General features: G+C 66.4%; 17 protein-coding genes. 4 read left to right on the top strand and 13 right to left on the bottom strand.

Features of this window, described 5'->3' with window-relative positions; translation table 11 throughout:
* The first annotated feature begins 33 nt into the window (after positions 1–33).
* The gene (locus ABZW16_RS12010) at positions 34–846 is read left to right on the top strand and encodes a helix-turn-helix transcriptional regulator (RefSeq protein ID WP_354954950.1); all 813 of its coding nucleotides are present in this window, start codon (positions 34–36) and stop codon (positions 844–846) included.
* 141 nt (positions 847–987) lie between these two features.
* Here ABZW16_RS12010 and ABZW16_RS12005 read toward each other — a convergent pair whose 3' ends face one another.
* From ABZW16_RS12005 to ABZW16_RS11980, 6 genes are all read right to left on the bottom strand, one after another.
* Positions 988–1,911, bottom strand: a complete 924-nt coding sequence (locus ABZW16_RS12005; RefSeq protein WP_354954948.1) for a LysR family transcriptional regulator — start codon at positions 1,909–1,911, stop codon at positions 988–990.
* Positions 1,912–2,020: 109 nt separating this feature from the next.
* Positions 2,021–3,589 carry a hypothetical protein gene (locus ABZW16_RS12000; protein ID WP_354954946.1) on the bottom strand — a complete coding sequence of 523 codons (1,569 nt, stop codon included), beginning with the start codon at positions 3,587–3,589 and terminating at the stop codon, positions 2,021–2,023.
* Positions 3,574–4,371 carry an ABC transporter ATP-binding protein gene (locus ABZW16_RS11995; protein WP_354954945.1) on the bottom strand — a complete coding sequence of 266 codons (798 nt, stop codon included), beginning with the start codon at positions 4,369–4,371 and terminating at the stop codon, positions 3,574–3,576. The genes ABZW16_RS12000 and ABZW16_RS11995 overlap by 16 nt, the downstream gene beginning before the upstream one ends.
* A gap of 78 nt (positions 4,372–4,449) precedes the next feature.
* The gene (locus tag ABZW16_RS11990; RefSeq protein ID WP_354954943.1) at positions 4,450–5,658 is read right to left on the bottom strand and encodes an FAD-dependent monooxygenase; all 1,209 of its coding nucleotides are present in this window, start codon (positions 5,656–5,658) and stop codon (positions 4,450–4,452) included.
* 224 nt (positions 5,659–5,882) lie between these two features.
* Positions 5,883–6,530 (bottom strand): PadR family transcriptional regulator, encoded by a 648-nt coding sequence (locus tag ABZW16_RS11985; RefSeq protein ID WP_354954941.1) that lies wholly within the window; start codon positions 6,528–6,530, stop codon positions 5,883–5,885.
* Positions 6,531–6,585: 55 nt separating this feature from the next.
* On the bottom strand, positions 6,586–8,619 hold the full coding sequence (locus ABZW16_RS11980) for an MDR family MFS transporter (RefSeq protein WP_354954939.1): 2,034 nt from the start codon (positions 8,617–8,619) through the stop codon (positions 6,586–6,588).
* Positions 8,620–8,753: 134 nt separating this feature from the next.
* On the opposite strand from ABZW16_RS11980, the gene ABZW16_RS11975 reads away from it, so the two are divergent.
* From ABZW16_RS11975 to ABZW16_RS11965, 3 genes are all read left to right on the top strand, one after another.
* Positions 8,754–9,629, top strand: coding sequence for an oxidoreductase (locus tag ABZW16_RS11975; RefSeq protein ID WP_354954937.1), 876 nt, complete (start codon positions 8,754–8,756; stop codon positions 9,627–9,629).
* Positions 9,630–9,692: 63 nt separating this feature from the next.
* Positions 9,693–10,181, top strand: a complete 489-nt coding sequence (locus tag ABZW16_RS11970; RefSeq protein WP_354954935.1) for a transcriptional regulator — start codon at positions 9,693–9,695, stop codon at positions 10,179–10,181.
* A 35-nt stretch (positions 10,182–10,216) separates the two neighbouring features.
* A complete protein-coding gene (locus ABZW16_RS11965) occupies positions 10,217–10,573 on the top strand; it encodes a DUF3817 domain-containing protein (protein ID WP_354955029.1) in 357 nt (118 codons plus the stop codon).
* A 22-nt stretch (positions 10,574–10,595) separates the two neighbouring features.
* Here ABZW16_RS11965 and rdgB read toward each other — a convergent pair whose 3' ends face one another.
* The 7 genes from rdgB to ABZW16_RS11930 form a co-directional block, all read right to left on the bottom strand.
* Positions 10,596–11,201, bottom strand: coding sequence for an RdgB/HAM1 family non-canonical purine NTP pyrophosphatase (rdgB, locus tag ABZW16_RS11960; RefSeq protein ID WP_354954933.1), 606 nt, complete (start codon positions 11,199–11,201; stop codon positions 10,596–10,598).
* Entirely contained in the window at positions 11,201–11,971 is a 771-nt protein-coding gene (rph, locus tag ABZW16_RS11955; protein ID WP_354954931.1) for a ribonuclease PH, read from the bottom strand. Before rph ends, rdgB begins: the two co-directional genes overlap by 1 nt.
* A gap of 42 nt (positions 11,972–12,013) precedes the next feature.
* A complete protein-coding gene (locus tag ABZW16_RS11950; protein WP_354954929.1) occupies positions 12,014–12,778 on the bottom strand; it encodes a cyclic nucleotide-degrading phosphodiesterase in 765 nt (254 codons plus the stop codon).
* Positions 12,779–12,855: 77 nt separating this feature from the next.
* Entirely contained in the window at positions 12,856–13,578 is a 723-nt protein-coding gene (locus tag ABZW16_RS11945) for a rhomboid family intramembrane serine protease (protein WP_354954927.1), read from the bottom strand.
* A gap of 103 nt (positions 13,579–13,681) precedes the next feature.
* A complete protein-coding gene (locus ABZW16_RS11940; RefSeq protein WP_354954925.1) occupies positions 13,682–14,644 on the bottom strand; it encodes a cysteine synthase in 963 nt (320 codons plus the stop codon).
* Between the two features lie 8 nt (positions 14,645–14,652).
* Positions 14,653–14,925, bottom strand: a complete 273-nt coding sequence (locus ABZW16_RS11935) for a MoaD/ThiS family protein (RefSeq protein ID WP_354954923.1) — start codon at positions 14,923–14,925, stop codon at positions 14,653–14,655.
* 33 nt (positions 14,926–14,958) lie between these two features.
* On the bottom strand, positions 14,959–15,381 hold the full coding sequence (locus tag ABZW16_RS11930) for a M67 family metallopeptidase (RefSeq protein ID WP_354954921.1): 423 nt from the start codon (positions 15,379–15,381) through the stop codon (positions 14,959–14,961).
* Between the last annotated feature and the right edge of the window lie 85 nt (positions 15,382–15,466).

Below are 15,466 nucleotides of genomic sequence, written 5' to 3'. Positions count from 1 at the left end.
CGCGGGTGCGCCGGGTCGGATATCACTGGAGTCATGACCACGGTGGTAGAGCCAAGTCCGTTCGCGCAGCAGTTGCGGCACTGGCGTACGCAACGGCACGTGAGCCAGCTCGACCTGGCCATTCGCGCCGATACCAGCCAGCGCTATCTGAGCTTCCTGGAGCAGGGACGCTCGCGGCCGGGTCGCACCATGGTGGTGCGGCTGGCCGAATCGCTGGAGCTGTCGCTGCGCGAGCGCAACGGTTTGCTGCTCGCCGCGGGATACGCCCCGGTGTTCCCCGAATCCGACCTGGACACACCGGAATTGGGCCCGGTCCGGACCGCACTGGAGCGCATTCTCGACGGGCACCTGCCCTACCCTGCGGTCGTCACCCGCCCGTACGGCCGACTCGTCGCCGCCAACGCCGCCTTCGACATCCTCACCGAAGAGGCCGCGGCGGAACTGATCACCCCGCCGATCAATGTGCTCCGCCTGGCCCTACACCCCGATGGGCTGGCCCGACGCGTACAGAACCTGCCCGAATGGGGCCGCCACGTCACCGAAAGCCTGCGTGGCAAAGCCCTGCGCAGCCCGGACACCCACCTCGACGAGTTCATTGCCGAACTCGAGAGCTACCTCCCCGAGGCCACCCTGGGCCCCGACCACCTCGGCTTCGCCGTCCCCCTACGCCTGAGCAGCCCCGACGGCGAACTCCGCCTGATCACCACGATCACCAGCTTCGCCACCGCCGTCGACATCACCCTCTCCGAACTCCACCTCGAGGCCTTCCTCCCCGCCGACGACCAAACCGCCGAAATCCTCCGCCGCCGCGCCGACCAACGCCAAACCAGTGCCGCGTCCAGCTAGCTCCTCCCGTCCAGGCAGCGGTCGAAGGTAGTCGAATGGTGTTCGCCCAGACCGTATTCGACGCCTTACGACTACGCTCGGCGAGTAGACGAAGTGGGTGGGGCATGGTGCGCGTTCGGACGGCGCCCCTGACGCACCTGGTCACCATTTCCGCCCGGCGGCCCGCAGGTGGTCGTACACCAGGTCGATGTGGGGGCGGGCGGCGGTGCCGGGACGGCGGACCAGGAAGCCGGTATTGATGGGTGGGTCGTCGGGTTCGAGTAGCGGGACCAAGGTGCCGGCGGCCAGCTCGGCGGTGCAGAGATAGCGCGGGAGGACGCTGATGCCCGCGCCCGCGGCGACCGTCGCGGTTATCGCGCGCAGATCGGCGACGACTACCGAGGGTTCGGCGGTAAGGCGGACGCCGAATACGTGTCGCCAGTAGCGGCGCAGGATCGGTAGGTCGGCGGAGTAGCTGATCAGGGGTAGGCCCGTCAGGACCGCCGGACCCTCGGCGCGCAACCGTGCGGTGTCGATGCGTTCGGCCATTTCGGGCGCGGCGACCAGGACGAATTCCTCATCGGCGAGCGGTTCGGCGATCAAGGCCCGGCCGCGCGGGCGCACCGTGGACACGATGAGGTCATAGTGTCCGGCGCGCAGCCCGGCCAGCAGTTCATCGGACAGCCCCGCGGTGACCGTCAGCCGAACACCGCGCGCGATCAAGCTCGCTAGCGCCGGAAGTGCCTGCACCGCAAGCAGTTCGGCGGGTCCAGCCAAACGCACCGGCGGCTGCGGCACCGGTTCGGCGGGCACGGCACGACCAGCGATCCCATCGAGGGCGTCCACCGGCCCCGCCACCCGCGCCGCCAACTCCACGGCCGCCGCCGTCGAAACCACTCCGCGCGGCAGCCGCTCGAACAGCCGATAACCCAGCCGCTTCTCCAACGCCTGCAACTGAGTCGTCACCGTCGGCTGCGATAACCCGACCAGCCGAGCACCCGCCGTCACCGAACCCGCCCGATGCACCGCCAGGAATGTCCGCAGCTGATTCAAATCGAGATTGCCATCGGAATCCCTATCGCTCACGCACCAAGTGTATTTCTCTCCCGATGTTCGAACAGCCCGTTCCCGAGCACGGCCCCCGCGCTCGACCATCCGAAATCCGTGCCCGGTTCGGCCCGCCGGATCGCAAGCGTCAACGCGGCTGCACGGCCGCGAGGACTTCCGGCCCACGGTCCGACAACCGCCGCTCGGCGAGGCGAGCACCGAGAACCGCACCCATGACCCCGATCGCGATCCCCAGCGGCAGCGCCAGCCACTGCACGGCGGTGAGGTCGAAAACTCGGCCGATGACCAGCACGATCAGTACGGGAATGGCCGCGACCAGTTGGCCCAAACTGGTGCTGATTTGGACCAGAGCCTTCGCACAGCCCGGATTTCCGGAGGAGGCGAAGGGATTTCCGGTTCGCGGCGGCAGCGGATAGGGCGCGGTAACCGAGAGGAATACCGCGGAACCCGCACCGACGCCGAGCACGACGAACAGCAGCGACAGCGTCCAGGGGTACATCGACCAGCGGCCGAGCGCACCCGGCAACACCACCGCGAGCAGCAGCGTCGGCAGGCCGATCACCAACAGCAGGGCCAGCAGTCGTCCGCGCACATCCGCACGCACCGCACCGGGTGTCACCAAGGTCTGCCAGAGTGCGGTGCCGTCGTAGCCGTAGAGATTATTTGCGGCCAGCCCCGCGAACCATGCCGCACTCACACCGGCGAACACCACACCACGCGAACTGTCGCCCTGTATTGCCGGAAATACCGGAAGCAGCGCTCCGACCAACAACACCGGCAGCAGCGCCGCACGCCGTCGGCTATCGCGCGACCAGGTCCGCAACTCCTTGACCACCACCGCACCAACCGGCCCACTCGGCCGCACCCGGCCCAGCAGCATCCCCCGCCCGGCCGCACCGGATGTCGCTCCCATCGGCGCGATCAGCCGCCGCCGCAACAGCACCGACCACGCCTGCCACAGCACCGCCGTCAGCGCGAACAGCCCGGTGAGTGCGAGCAGCGCGAACAACCAATCGCCACGCGCCGCCGCGGCCACCGCATCCGGCGCCCAGCCGGAGGGCAGGACGCGCAGCAGATCCGCCAGCCATGGTGCCGATTCCCGCACCGCATTCATGTGATTCAGCAGGAAGCTCATCGGGTAGTAGGCCAGCCCGGCCAGGCCGGCGAGCAGCACCCCGAGATCGCGTCCTCGCCGCGACCGCATCGCCGCGCCGATCCACGCCAGCACCACGCGCGAGAGCACCACCACGAAGATCAACTGCAGCACCACACCGACCAGCGCGACCGCGGCCGCACCCCAACTCAGTTGCACCGCAAGCACGATCAGCCCAGAGAAGGCCAGCAGGTTGATCACCGGCGCTGGCCCGACGAAGGCTGCGGCCAACAGCCCGGTGGCCAACTGCCGATGGCTCAGCGGCAGCAGCCGCAGCTGTTCGGGCTGCACGGTCTCATCACTGCTGCCCGTGAGCACCGGTCCGCACAGCCAGCCGAGCGTCCAGATGCCGTACCAGGCGGCGACGACAGTGATACCACCGGCCACATCGCCGTCGCGAACCGCGAATCCAGTGAGGCTCGCCGTGCCCAGGGCGAAGACGAGACCGATCACCACGCCACTGACGAATGTGACCCCCTGCCAGCCATTGCCCAACGCACGCTTGGTCAGCAGCAACCGCATCCGGATCAGGACGCCAACCACGACAGCCCGTCCTCCCCGCCGACCCGGCCGCCGACCAACTGCACGAATGCCGCTTCCAGGCTGCTGTCCCCGCGCACCTCGTCGAGGGTGCCAACCGCCACCACCCGCCCCGCGGTGATCACCGCGACCCGGTCGCACAGGTTCTCCACCAGCGCCATCACATGACTCGACAGCACCACCGCACCGCCCGCCGCAACAAACCGCTGCAGAATGGTCCGAATCGTGCTCGCGGACACCGGATCCACCGCCTCGAACGGTTCGTCGAGCACCAGTAGTTTCGGCGCGTGCAACAGCGCCGCGGCCAACCCGATCTTCTTGCGCATGCCCGCGGAGTAATCGATGACGAGAGTGCGTTCGGCACCGGTCAATTCGAATACCCCGAGCAATTCCTCGGCCCGCTCGGAAACCGTCTTCGCGGGCAGACCGCGCAGTAAGCCGGTGTAGGTCAACAGCTCTCGTCCGGTCAGACGTTCCGGTAGTGCCAGCCCGTCCGGCAGCACACCCGCCAGTGTCTTCGCGGCGACCGGATCGGCCCACACATCGACGCCGAAGATATGCGCCTGTCCACCGTCGGGCCGCAATAGCCCGCAGGCCATCGACAAGGTGGTCGTCTTGCCAGCGCCATTCGGGCCGACCAGCCCGAAGAACGAGCCCGGCGGCACCGTGAGGCCGACATTGTCGACCACCCACGGACCACCGAATCGCTTGTACAGCCCGGTCAATTGCAGCGCAGGATCGGTATGCACTATCCCCCCTGAGTTTCGATTCCCATCTTCCACCATACGGATGATGCGGCCGTCGGGTTCGAAACCGGAACCGAATGTTGCCTGCCCCCGCATCGGGGGACAGGCAACATCCCGCTACGCCCTGGAAGCAGCCAACTCCCGCTGCACCGGCGCATCCCAATCGATCCGATACCGCTGCTCGGCACCCATCGTCTTCTCCAGGTTCATCCCCTTCATCAGCAGCGGCATCAGCAATGGCATCATCCGGCGCGCCACCGGCCCCGGTGTCTTGCTGTGGTTGATCTTGCGCCCCCGGGCCGTGACACTCTCCACCCGCGGCCGCCGCAACCCTTCATAGGCGGCGAAGGCCGCGCTGTGCTCGGGCAGATCCCGCAGGCACCGCGCCAGCTGCACCGCGCTCTCGATGGCCAGCGACGCCCCCTGGCCCGAACTATTGGACGGCGCGTGCACCGAATCCCCGACCAGTACCATGCGTCCCCGGTGCCAGGTCGGCACCGACGGCATAATGTGGAGCGCCCCGGTCGTTTCCAGATTTGCCGCGGTGGTCTTTCTGGCGAATTCACCGCCCGGGGTGTCCTCGGCATAGGTCTCCCGCAGGATTCGCAACCAGTGCTCGGCCGGAATCGTCCGCGCCTCGGACAGCGTAAGGTACTCCTTGTGCGGCAGATTGGCGCCCCACATGATCTTATCGTCGCCGACCGTTCCATAGAGGTAGTAGGCCTTCTTCCCGAATGCGAAAACCATTGTCTCCGGGGCGAGTCCGATTTCATTGTCGATCATCGCGCCGAATCCGATCATTCCGGTGTACTCGGGTCCCGGATTCTTCGGATCGATCAGACCGCGCACGGTGGATCGAATGCCGTCCGCGCCGATCAGCACATCGGCGGTGGCGGAACTGCCATCGGCAAAGTGCGCGGTAATGCCGTCGGCATCCTCATCGACGCTTACGAGTCGCTTGTTGTACTCGAAGGGAATACCCGTGGCGACCGCGTGGTCGTGCAGCGTCCGGTGTAATTCGTTGCGGTCGACAATTTTCAACGATGGCACGTCCGGAATGTCCGGCATCCGCAGCACTTTGCCGCCGACCGACATTTGAGTATGCGATACCGGGCTCGCGATCGCGTGGAACAAATCGCCAGCGCCGATAATGTCAAGGGCGGCAACACCATTCGGCGCCAGAGCCAGCCCGCTGCCGACGCCGAACGTCGGACCGGGATAGGCCTCGTAGACGCGGGCAGCAATGCCCGCCTTGTGCAGCGCGGTGGCGGTGACCGGTCCGGCGATACCACCGCCGATGACAATGGCTGTTTCTGTGGTGGACATGGGTGTACTCCAATGTGTGCGATACGGGTTCATTCGAAGCCCGAACCGACCGCCCCACCGCACACCCAGTTATCCTGTGGTTGCCAGCCTTGTAGCCGGGTGCGCGCATGCGGACGCGGTTCGAGACGGTTTCATCGGGCTCGGCGGCGGTGTTGCCGCACCCCGCCGGGCCTGGTCTCAACTGATCGCTCCGCCCGGTGCCTGCCGGAATCCGGAGCGGACGTCTATTCCGTGATCCCCCTTTCCACCAGCTCGCCGACCTCGGCGGGCGTCATGCCGACGGCATGCATATGCCGCCAGAGATCGACACCGGGAAATGTGCCCGCGGCGATCTCGTCACGCAGCGACGCCGCCCACTCGGCCTCGGCTTCCAGCATCGCAACGCCGTATTCGGCTTCGATGACGAACAGCCTGGGCAGATTGGCCGCCGCGAGTTGATCGAGTTCTCGGCGCGCAGCGTCGATGGTGCGGCTCAGCGCGCCGATGCGCTGGCCGAGTAACTCGACGACCTCATCCGGCGGCAGCGCCGCCGCGACGGAGAGTCCGGCAATGAACCGGTTGGGCTCCGGTTCCGGTTCGGCGATCAATTCCCTTGTCCAGTCGGCCATTTCGGCCCGACCGGCATCGGTGATCGCATAGATCGTGCGTTCCGGCCGAGCACCGTCGCGCTCACTGCCGACAACCTCGAGGAGGCCTGCCTTCTCCATGTTCTGCACCACGGTGTACAGCGAGCCCCACTTGATGTCCATATCGCGGTCCTTGCCGCGCTCACGCATCTTCGACGCGATTTCGTAGCGGTGCATCGGCCGTTCGATGACGGTCGCGAGCACCGCCAGCGCCAGCAGATTGTTCACTTTGCGCTTCGTGGCCATGGGCACCTCCTTACTCGTCTACGAATATACGTCTACGAGTATTCGGGCACAAGTACTAGACGTGCGCGACTTCCTGCTCCCTGGCCTGCTCATCGAGAATTTTGGCGGCGATATTCGCCAGGGCCTGATCGAGCAGCGCCCGGTCGGCGGGATCGGAGCAGTCCCAGTCGTCGAGCCGGGCGCCGAGCCAGCGCTGCCACGATGCCCGGATCCGGTCCACTTCGGCCCGGCCCGTATCCGTAAGCCGCAGGCCACCAGCGTCTTCGGTCAGATATCCGCGGCCGATCACCCGGTCGTAGATCGGTTCGATGACCTCATCCGGCAGCTTGTGCACCTCCGCGATCGCGTCGAGGGTCGCCGCACCCCTGATCCGGGTGTGCAGGTAGACCTGCCCCAGCGCCCAGGCTTCGCCGCGACTCAGATCGCTACCCGCGGCTGCGAGGATGCGCGGACCGACAGGTCCCTCGGCCCGCGCCTTGCGCATGGTGTCCGAGACGGCACGCTCCAGGTACACCAAGCGGTCCGCGGGCTCCGGCATCGAAAAGCCCTCGCCCACATCCGTCGCACTCGCCCGTGCGCTATCGCGCAGCGGCACTTCCTTCAGGAACCAGGCGACCACGAAACCGGCCAGCGCGACCGGCACCACCCATAGGAATACGTGATCGATGGAATCGGCGTATGCGTCGATGATCGGCGCCGACACCTCGGTCGGCAGCGCCCGCAAGGACTGCGGATTCGCGGCGACCTCCGGTGACACGACCCGGACCTGCATGAGCGCATCGGTCAGCTTCGGACCGATCTGATCGGTGTACAACGTTCCGAAAATGGCAGTGCCGAAGGCACTTCCGACCGTGCGGAAGAAGGCGACACCCGAGGTCGCGGTGCCGAGTTGGGCATAGGGCACGGTGTTCTGCACGACGATGGTCAGCACCTGCATGGTCAGGCCGAGGCCGAGGCCGAGCACGAGCATGTACAGCGATTCCAGCCACACGCTGGTGGTCCGGCCCATGGTCGACATCAGATACAGCCCGAGCGCCATCACCAGCGTGCCCACGATCGGGAAGTACCTGTAGCGACCGGTCTGGCCGACCACCTGCCCGGAGATGATCGATGTGATGAACAACCCGACCACCAGCGGCAAGGTGCGCACCCCGGATACGGTCGCCGAAACACCGTTCACGTACTGCAGATACGCGGGCAGATAGGTCATCGAACCGAGCATCGCGAACCCGACGATAAAGCTGAGGATCGAGCACACGGTGAAGACTCGGCTGCGGAACAGCCCCATCGGCAGCATCGGCTCTCTGGCCTGCAACTCCACCGCGACGAATGTGGCCAGCAGCACCACCGCGGCCGCGAACAGGCCGATGATCATCGGTGAGCCCCACGGATACTCCTGTCCGCCCCACTCCAGCCCGAGGATCAAACAGGAGACACCGGCCGCGACCAACCCGATACCCGCGTAGTCGATGATCGGCTTGACGACGGCCCGCATCCGAGGAATCGTGCGCGCGGCCATCGCGATCATGATCACCGCGACGGGCACATTGACGTAGAAACACCACCGCCAGCTGGCGTGGTCGGTGAACAACCCGCCCAATGTCGGGCCGATCACCGTGGTGACGCCGAAGACCGCGCCGAGCGCACCCTGATATTTGCCGCGCTGCCGCAGCGGAATGGTGTCGGCGATCAGCGCCATCGCGGTGACCATCAGGCCACCGGCGCCGAAACCCTGGATGCCGCGGGCGATGATCAGCAGCGTCATCCCGTTCGCCAGACCCGCGATCATCGAACCGATAATGAAGATCAGCGCGCTGAGCTGAAAGATCAGCTTGCGACCGAAGAGGTCGCCGAGTTTGCCCGCCAGCGCGGTCGCCACCGCCTCCGCCAGCAGATACGCCGTGACCACCCACGCCATCCGCCCGGCCTCGCCGAGATCGGCGACGATCGTGGGCAATGCGGTGGACACGATCGTCTGATCCAAGGCCGCCAGCAACATGCCCAGCACAATCGTGGCGAACACGATATTGGTCTTGGCCTTGCTCAACGGTTCAGGAACTTTTTCGGCGACAGCGAGTGCACCGGTCATTGACCCAGTATGGTCGGTTGCCGTCATTCCAGTTATCCAGCGACACGGCAGCGAATCACCCGGCCACCACTCAAATCCGCGATCCGATGCGCGCCACCCTTCCCCCAAAACTTACCCCAGAGTAAGGTCAGCTCATGGCGTGGAAACCGAATGAAATACCCGACCAGAGCGGGCGTACCTTCATCGTGACCGGAGCCAATGGCGGCCTCGGCGTCGAGACCACCACCGTGCTGGCGAGCAAGGGCGCCACGGTGGTCATGGCCTGCCGCAATGTCGCGAAGGCGCAGCCGATCGCCGACCGAATCGATGGCGATATCCGGGTCGAGCGTCTGGATCTGGCGGATCTGGCATCGGTGCGCGAATTCGCCGACAAGACCGGCGAATTCGATGTGCTCATCAATAATGCCGGTCTGATGAACGTCCCGTTCTCGCGCACCAAGGACGGATTCGAGACCCAGTTCGGCGTCAACCACCTCGGACATTTCGCACTGACCGGACTGCTGCTCGATCGCCTGCGCGATCGGGTGGTGAGCCTGGCGAGCATCGCACACAAGCAGACCCCGAAACTCTGGATCGACGATCTCAACTACGAGAACCGTCGCTACCAGCGCAACCTCGCCTACGCCCAGGCCAAACTCGCCAACCTGATGTTCGCCCGCGAACTGCAGCGACGGCTGACCGAGGCCGCATCCACCAAGCGGTCCTACGCGGTCCACCCCGGCGTCTCCGCGACCGACCTGTTCACCAGGACCGAAACCCCGCTGGACCGGTTCAGCAAGCCGTTCATCCGCATCATCGGTCAGCCCCCGGCCAAGGCCGCCCAGTCCACCCTGTTCGCGGCCACCATGCCCGATGCCGATCCCACCATCTACTGGGGTCCGAACCGTTTGTTCCAGACCCAGGGCCCGGTCGAGCCCTCGCCGTCGAGCAAACTGTCGAACAACCCGGAGCTGCTGCGCCGCCTCTGGGAGGAATCCGAGCGGATGACCGGGATCACCTACAAGTTCTGAAGGCGCGACCGCGCCGCCGACCTGCTCCTACGTACCGTGTAGTAGACGGGTACCGTAGTAACCGTGTCCGCCCCATCTCGCCGCTCGGCACACAATCGCCCGGCCCTCATCGTGCTGGTGATCGTGGCCGCCCTCGCCTGCCTGGCCTTGGGATGGTGGCAGTGGCAGCGGTTCGAATCGGCCAGCGGTACCGGGCAGAATCTCGGCTACGCACTGCAGTGGCCGCTGTTCGCCGGATTCGCGATCTTCGCGTACTTCCGGTTCGTGCGACTGGAGACCGAATCCGAATCGGAGGAGGACGCGCAGGAACCGACGGCCGAGCAGGCTCCGGCGAAGGCGGCGCGGACCTCGGCACGGCGATCCGCGAAAGCCGATGCGCAGCGCGAGATTCCGGCGGGCCTGCTGCCCGAGCGCCCCAAGGCCATCCGGGACGAAGATCCGGAACTCGCCGAATACAACAGATATCTGGCCGAACTACACGCCAGCGACATCGACCAACAAGTCCGGGATGCGGGCCTACATGCCCGCGACACGCAGAGGAGCGCCGGTTGACCACCAGCGAGAACTCAACCGAATCCAGCCAGGCGCTGACGGCCGAGGCGGCGCGGCCCAACGCCTCCGCCGCGAGCACCAGCGTCGCGAAGATCAGGCCCGCGCTGCTGCGCTACCGCGTCCTCGCCTGGACCACCGGCCTGTGGCTGCTGCTGCTGAGTGGCGAGGTGATCGCGAAGTACGGCTTCGACGTGCACACCCCGAGCTGGATCGCGGTCGTGCACGGCTGGGTCTACTTCATCTACCTGCTGGTCACCGCCGACCTCGCGGTCAAGGTGCGCTGGCCGATCCTGCGCACGGTCGGCACGCTGATCGCGGGCACCGTCCCGCTGCTGTCCTTCTTCGTCGAGCACGTCAACGCGAACAAGGTCAAGCGAGACTTCGACCTCTGACCCGCCGACAACCGCTGTCGAATCAGGCCAGGGCCGACAGCGCGGGCAGGAGTTGAGTGAGGGCGCGGCCGCGATGCGAGGCCGCGTCCTTTTCCGCCGGGGTCAGCTGGGCCGCGCTGATCTCGCCGCCCGCCGGAATGAACAGCGGATCGTAGCCGAAACCGCCGTCCCCAGCGGGCTTGCGGCCGATCGAGCCGGGCCATTCACCACGCACCACGGTCTCGGCGCCGCCGGGGACCACCAGCGCGCAGGTGGAGACGAACCGCGCGCCGCGCCGCTCATCCGGCACATCACCGAGTTGGGCCAGCAACAGCGCGTTATTGGCCGCGTCATCGCCGTGCCTCCCGGACCAGCGCGCGGACAGCACACCGGGCATTCCGTTCAGCGCGTCCACCTCGATACCGGAATCATCTGCCACACAAGGCAATCCGGTCGCGGCCGCACCGTCGCGGGCCTTCGCGAGCGCATTCTCCTCGAAGGTCGCGCCGGTCTCGGGCGCCTCGTCGTAGGCGGGCACATCGTCGAGCCCGACGATCTCGATGCCGGCGATACCCGCGTCGGCGAGAATCCGACGCAATTCGTTCAGCTTTTTGGCATTGCGGCTGGCGACCAGGACGCGGCGCGACATCACTTCTTCTTCGACTCGGACGGCTGCGGCAGCACGCCTGGGTAGGGCAGCGCCAGTGCCTCTTTCTGCACCGTGAACAGCCGCTCACATCCGGCGAGTGCCGCGTCGAGCATCTTGTCCAGTGTGGAGCGCGGGAAGGTGGCGCCCTCGCCGGTGCCCTGGATCTCCACCAGGGTGCCGGTATCGGTGGCGACCACATTCATATCGACCTCGGCGCGCGAATCCTCTTCATACGGCAGGTCCAGTCGTACCCGACCGTCGACGACGCCGACACTCACCGCCGCGATCGCGCACGAGATCGGCTGCGGGTCGGCCAATCCGCCCGCCGCGCCGAGGTAGGTGACCGCATCCGAGAGCGCGACATACGCACCGGTGATGGCCGCGGTCCTGGTGCCGCCATCGGCCTGCAGCACATCGCAGTCGATGGCAATGGTGTTCTCACCGATGGCCGCCAGATCGATGCAGGCGCGCAGCGACCGGCCGACCAACCGGCTGATCTCCTGGGTACGCCCGCCGACCTTGCCCTTCACCGATTCCCGTCCGCTGCGGGTATGCGTTGCCGCGGGCAGCATCGCGTACTCGGCGGTCAACCAGCCGAGTCCGGAATCGCGACGCCACGGGGGCACGCCCTCGGTAACGCTCGCGGTGCACATCACTCGGGTCTGCCCGAACTCCACCAGCACCGAACCGGCTGGATGCGTGGTGAATCCACGGGTGATCCGTACCTCGCGGAGCTCATCGTCCGCCCTGCCATCGGCTCGTCTCGACACGCGCCAAGCCTAGTCATATGACCCGCGGCGCGCGGCAACCGGTCAGACGTCGAAGGTTTCGCCCGGTGCCACCGCGTGCACCGGCCCGGAGAACTGGGCCTTCGCCTCGGCGATCACATCCTCGCGCGACGTCCACGGCGGAATATGGGTGAGCAGCAACTCTTTCACGCCCGCGCGCGCCGCGATCATGCCCGCCTCGGCGCCGGACAGATGGATGCCGGGCGGCCGATTCGCCGGATCGTGCGTCCACGACGCCTCCGACATCAGGATGTCGGCATCCTGCGCGAGTTCGAGTACCGCGTCGCACATCGCGGTGTCGCCGGTGTAGACGAAGGTCCGTCCGGCCGCAGTCGAGATACGCAGTCCATAGGACTCCGGCGGGTGATACATCCGGCGCGCGAGCACCGTATGGCCGGGACCGAATTCGACCGCCTCGCCCTCGACCCACGTCCGATGATCGATGACGTCGGACCAGTCGTCGCATTCGCCGCCGACCTCGGCCGAGGCATTGCCGATGCGCACCGGGCTATCCGCCGGACCGCGCACGATCGCCCGCCCCACCGGGGGTGTCGGATGGTAGCGCCGCCAGACCAGCAGGCCGGGCAGATCCAGGCAGTGATCGGCGTGCAGGTGGGTGAGAAAGATATCGACCTCACCGGGATCGGCATAGCGTTGCAGTGCGCCGAGCACACCCGGCCCGAAATCGATGACCACCGGCGACATATCCGGCCCGGTCAGCAGGTACCCCGACGCAGGGGAGTCCGGGCCGGACACACTGCCCGAGCACCCGAGGACGGTAAGGCGCATTCCCCCATGCTCCCACGACGATTTCTCACTCAAGAACCGATCCCCCACATTCCGCTACGAGTCGCGCGCATCCGCGACTACGCATTGACTCCGGCTCGATCCCCGCGACGGTGTCGACGTTCATCACCAGAGAGTACCCAGCCAGCAAGCACTCCACCCACCGCCCCGAAAAGATGCCCCTGCCAAGAGATTCCGGGCTGTCCGGGCAGCACACCCCACAGCACCGACCCGTATATCGCCAGCACCACCGAGCCGATGCCGATCTGGGCGATATTGCGGGCGAACCAGCCACGCGAGATCAGGAAGGTGAGCCAGCCGAAGATCAGCGAGGACGCGCCGAGATGCACCGATCCGGTGGCACCGGTGAGCCAGACACCGACACCGGCCACGATCCAGATGATCGCGGTGGCGGCCATTCCGCGTCCGATGCCCGCGAGCAGGGTGATGAAGCCGAGCACGAGGACCGGAAGCGTATTGGCGAACAGGTGATCCCAACCATGGTGCAGGACCGGTGCCCAGAGGATTCCCCACAGGCCATCGGCCTCGCGCGGCTCGATGCCGTTGTAGTCGAGTTTATTGTCGTCGAGGGTGTCGACGCCTTCGATGCCGTAGAGCAGGGCGACGAATGCGGTGATGATGACACCCGCGCGCAGCCAGAGCTGTCTGACGGGAGCGAAGTTGTTCGATTTCGCCGGAGTCGGCGCACCGGGAGTCGATACGATCGGCTGACCCAATTGGGCGCGCAGTGCGGCGATCCGCTCCGGATCGAACGACGAACCGATTCCCGAACCGCCGGTCATCGCAACCTCCTCGTCGAGCGAGTCCCGGGCCGTCGAGATATGCCCGCCAGGGCTCGCTCTTTCGAGGGTACCGGGATAAATCGCGCCCGGATCGGATCTCGGTTCAGGCCCAGAGCTGGCCGTCGAGGCGCTCTTCCGCCTCTTCCAGAGTCCCGTCATAAGCGCCGGTGGACAGGTACTTCCACCCGCCGTCGGCAACGATGAACGCGATATCCGCCCGCTGACCGGCCCGCACGCACTTACGCGCGACGCCGAGCGCCGCGTGCAGGATCGCGCCGGTCGAAATGCCCGCGAAAATGCCCTCTTCCAGCACCAGCTCGCGCGTGCGTTTCACCGCGTCGAACGGGCCGACCGAAAAGCGTGTGGTCAGCACGGACTCGTCGTAGAGCTCGGGAATGAAGCCCTCATCGATATTGCGCAGTCCGTAAACCAGTTCGCCATAGCGCGGTTCGGCCGCGACGATCTCGATGCCGGGCACCTTTTCCCGCAGGAACCGCCCGGTCCCCATCAGCGTGCCGGTGGTGCCGAGACCCGCGACGAAATGGGTGATCTCGGGCAGGTCGGCCAGGATCTCCGGGCCGGTGGTCTCGTAGTGCGCCAGCGCGTTCGCCGGATTGCCGTACTGGTAGAGCATCACCCAGTCCGGATTCTCCGCGGCGATCTGCTTGGCCAGTGCGACCGCCTGATTCGAACCGCCAGCGGCCGGGGAATCGATGATCTCCGCGCCGAACATGGTCAGCAGCTGACGACGCTCGACCGAGGTGTTCTCCGGCATCACGCAGACCAGCCGGTAGCCCTTGAGTTTGGCCGCCATGGCCAGCGAGATACCGGTATTGCCGCTGGTCGGCTCCAGGATCGTGCAACCGGGCGTGAGCCGGCCGTCGGCCTCGGCCTGTTCGATCATCCGCAGGGCCGGGCGGTCCTTGATGGAACCGGTCGGGTTGCGGTCCTCGAGCTTGGCCCACAGCCGCACCGGGTGCTCCCCGTCCCACTGCGGGGACAGATTGCGCAACCCGACCAGCGGGGTGTTGCCGAGGGTCGCGATCAGCGATTCATAGCGCGTCACGGGGTCGATCAGCCTCCGGCGACGGCGGGCAGGATGGTGACGCTCGCACCCTCCGGCACCTCCGCCTCGAGGCCGCCCGCGAAGCGCACGTCCTCGTCGTCGACGTAGATATTGACGTAGCGGTTCAGCTTGCCGTCCTTGAGCAGCCGCTCGGCGAGGCCGGGATGGTTCGCGTCGAGGTTCTCGATCAGCGCGGACAGGGTCGAGCCCTGCGCGTCGACGCGCTTCTCGCCTCCGGTCAGGCCACGCATGATGGTCGGGATGGACACGGTTACCGGCACGGGGACTCCTCGAATTCGACGAACATAGGGGTACTAAACGGTCTCGTACGCATCGACGACCTCGACCGGCTCCTCGGTGACCACACCATCGACGATCTGGTAGCTGCGCAGCTCGTGCTGCTCGGGATCGCGGGTGGAGATCAGCACATAATGCGCGAACGGCTCGGACGCGTAGGAGATGTCGGTGCGGCTCGGGTAGGCCTCGGTGGCGGTGTGCGAGTGATAGATCACCACCGGGGTCTCATCGGCGTCGTCCATGGCCCGCCACACCTTCAGCTGTTCACCGGAGTCGAACCGGTAGAAGGTCGGCGAGCGCTCGGCATTGACCATGGCGATGAACCGCTCGGGTCGATCCGACCCGTCCGGACCGGCGATGACGCCGCACGCCTCATCCGGGTGATCGGCGCGCGCATGCGCGACCATCGCCTCGACGAGATCGGCCCTTATCACCAGCACGAGTCAAACCCTTCCGCATTTCGGCACCGCAAATGCCGACATATCGCACCCGACAACGACCAAGAATATTCGGCTATTCCCGGCC

Origin of the sequence: Nocardia sp. NPDC004604 (genome assembly GCF_040609795.1) — a bacterium.
GTDB lineage: Bacteria > Actinomycetota > Actinomycetes > Mycobacteriales > Mycobacteriaceae > Nocardia.
Note: the sequence above shows the minus strand (reverse complement) of the source record. Positions and strands in the feature narration are given on the sequence as shown.

Excerpts from the sequence above, each read along its gene's own strand:
- ABZW16_RS11985 (WP_354954941.1), bottom strand. The coding sequence starts at position 6,530 with ATGGCCACGAAGCGCAAAGTGAACAATCTGCTGGCGCTGGCGGTGCTC.
- ABZW16_RS12010 (WP_354954950.1), top strand. The coding sequence starts at position 34 with ATGACCACGGTGGTAGAGCCAAGTCCGTTCGCGCAGCAGTTGCGGCAC.
- ABZW16_RS11980 (WP_354954939.1), bottom strand. The coding sequence starts at position 8,619 with ATGACCGGTGCACTCGCTGTCGCCGAAAAAGTTCCTGAACCGTTGAGC.
- ABZW16_RS11950 (WP_354954929.1), bottom strand. The coding sequence starts at position 12,778 with ATGCGCCTTACCGTCCTCGGGTGCTCGGGCAGTGTGTCCGGCCCGGAC.
- ABZW16_RS11990 (WP_354954943.1), bottom strand. The coding sequence starts at position 5,658 with ATGTCCACCACAGAAACAGCCATTGTCATCGGCGGTGGTATCGCCGGA.
- rdgB (WP_354954933.1), bottom strand. The coding sequence starts at position 11,201 with ATGTCGCGCCGCGTCCTGGTCGCCAGCCGCAATGCCAAAAAGCTGAAC.
- ABZW16_RS11945 (WP_354954927.1), bottom strand. The coding sequence starts at position 13,578 with ATGACCGGCGGTTCGGGAATCGGTTCGTCGTTCGATCCGGAGCGGATC.
- ABZW16_RS11975 (WP_354954937.1), top strand. The coding sequence starts at position 8,754 with ATGGCGTGGAAACCGAATGAAATACCCGACCAGAGCGGGCGTACCTTC.
- ABZW16_RS11995 (WP_354954945.1), bottom strand. The coding sequence starts at position 4,371 with ATGGTGGAAGATGGGAATCGAAACTCAGGGGGGATAGTGCATACCGAT.